At 66.9% G+C, this 1,000-nt stretch carries 1 protein-coding gene and 2 pseudogenes; 2 read left to right on the top strand and 1 reads right to left on the bottom strand.

Annotation, left to right across the window (positions count from 1 at the left end; genetic code table 11):
• Positions 1-98: pseudogene (locus ACIP93_RS37735) on the bottom strand (GntR family transcriptional regulator); the annotation flags it as partial.
• Positions 99-266: 168 nt separating this feature from the next.
• On the opposite strand from ACIP93_RS37735, the gene ACIP93_RS37730 reads away from it, so the two are divergent.
• Positions 267-614 (top strand): hypothetical protein, encoded by a 348-nt coding sequence (locus ACIP93_RS37730; RefSeq protein WP_392016060.1) that lies wholly within the window; start codon positions 267-269, stop codon positions 612-614.
• Positions 614-1,000: pseudogene (locus tag ACIP93_RS37725) on the top strand (cell division protein FtsK); the annotation flags it as partial. The gene ACIP93_RS37730 and the pseudogene ACIP93_RS37725, both read left to right, overlap by 1 nt.

The raw sequence follows: 1,000 nt of genomic DNA, 5'->3' as shown, positions 1-1,000 counted from the left end.
AACAGGGAGTCGGGCGCGAACTCGCCGGACAGGATCGCTTCGCGGATCGCGGCGGCCACCTGCTGGTAGAGGGCTCCGGGGCGCTGGATCTCCGACATCTCGGCATCTCCGGGTTGAGGTCGTAGTCACGTCGCACGCGCGACGTCACTCGTCAGCATAAGTAGTTGCACCCTCGCCGTACAGCACCTCATAGTCGTAACTCGTTAGGACAAGTGACGTCAGTATGAGAGCTGACGCATCCAACTGGGGTCAGGGAGGCCGAAGCAATGCAGTCCATTCCCGTGGACACGGCGCGGCTGGGCGTACTCCGGTGCGCCATCGCGCCCGAAGCGAAGATCACAAACTCTGAGACACAGGAGGTGAAGAGGGACCGGGACGGCAATCCGGTCTGGACCGTGGCCGTCACCGTGCGGCAGGACGGACGGCGCATCTCCGTCATCGAGATCGCAGTGAGCGGACAGCCGAAGGGCATTGAGGAAGGACAGATCGTCCGGGTGACCGGCCTGACGGCGTTCATGTGGTCGATGGGCGACCGACACGGAGTCAGCTTCCGCGCCGACGCCATCACGCCCGTGCACGGCACGGCTGCGCACGGAAAGGGCGGGGATGCGTGATGGGACCGATCCTGCTCGCGCTCGGCTTGGCCGTACTGGCCTGGGTGCTCGTCGTAGGTGACCTGGTGCGCCGGCATCGTCCGGTCTGGCACTGGTACGTCGTCGGCTACCCGGTCACCGCGTGCCGGGTGTTAGCAACCTGGCGCAAGGTCGCCATGCTCAACGACCTCGCTGTCTCCCGTCGACCGCCGCGTGGGCTGCTCGGGGACCTGATAGTCAAGGGCGATCCGCTGCGGCCGGTGGCTCCGCGGTTCTCGTTCCCGCGCGCCACCCGCATGGGCCTGACGGTGACCGTGCGGCTCCACGCGGGGCAGACTCCGGCGACGTACATGAAGGCGGCCGACGCCTTGGTGCACGCGTGGAAGGTCCACGCGGTCCGCGTCACC

Origin of the sequence: Streptomyces sp. NPDC088745 (genome assembly GCF_044751045.1) — a bacterium.
Taxonomy (GTDB): domain Bacteria; phylum Actinomycetota; class Actinomycetes; order Streptomycetales; family Streptomycetaceae; genus Streptomyces; species Streptomyces cremeus.
This window is presented reverse-complemented; position numbering and strand designations above follow the sequence as displayed.

Excerpts from the sequence above, each read along its gene's own strand:
- ACIP93_RS37730 (WP_392016060.1), top strand. The coding sequence starts at position 267 with ATGCAGTCCATTCCCGTGGACACGGCGCGGCTGGGCGTACTCCGGTGC.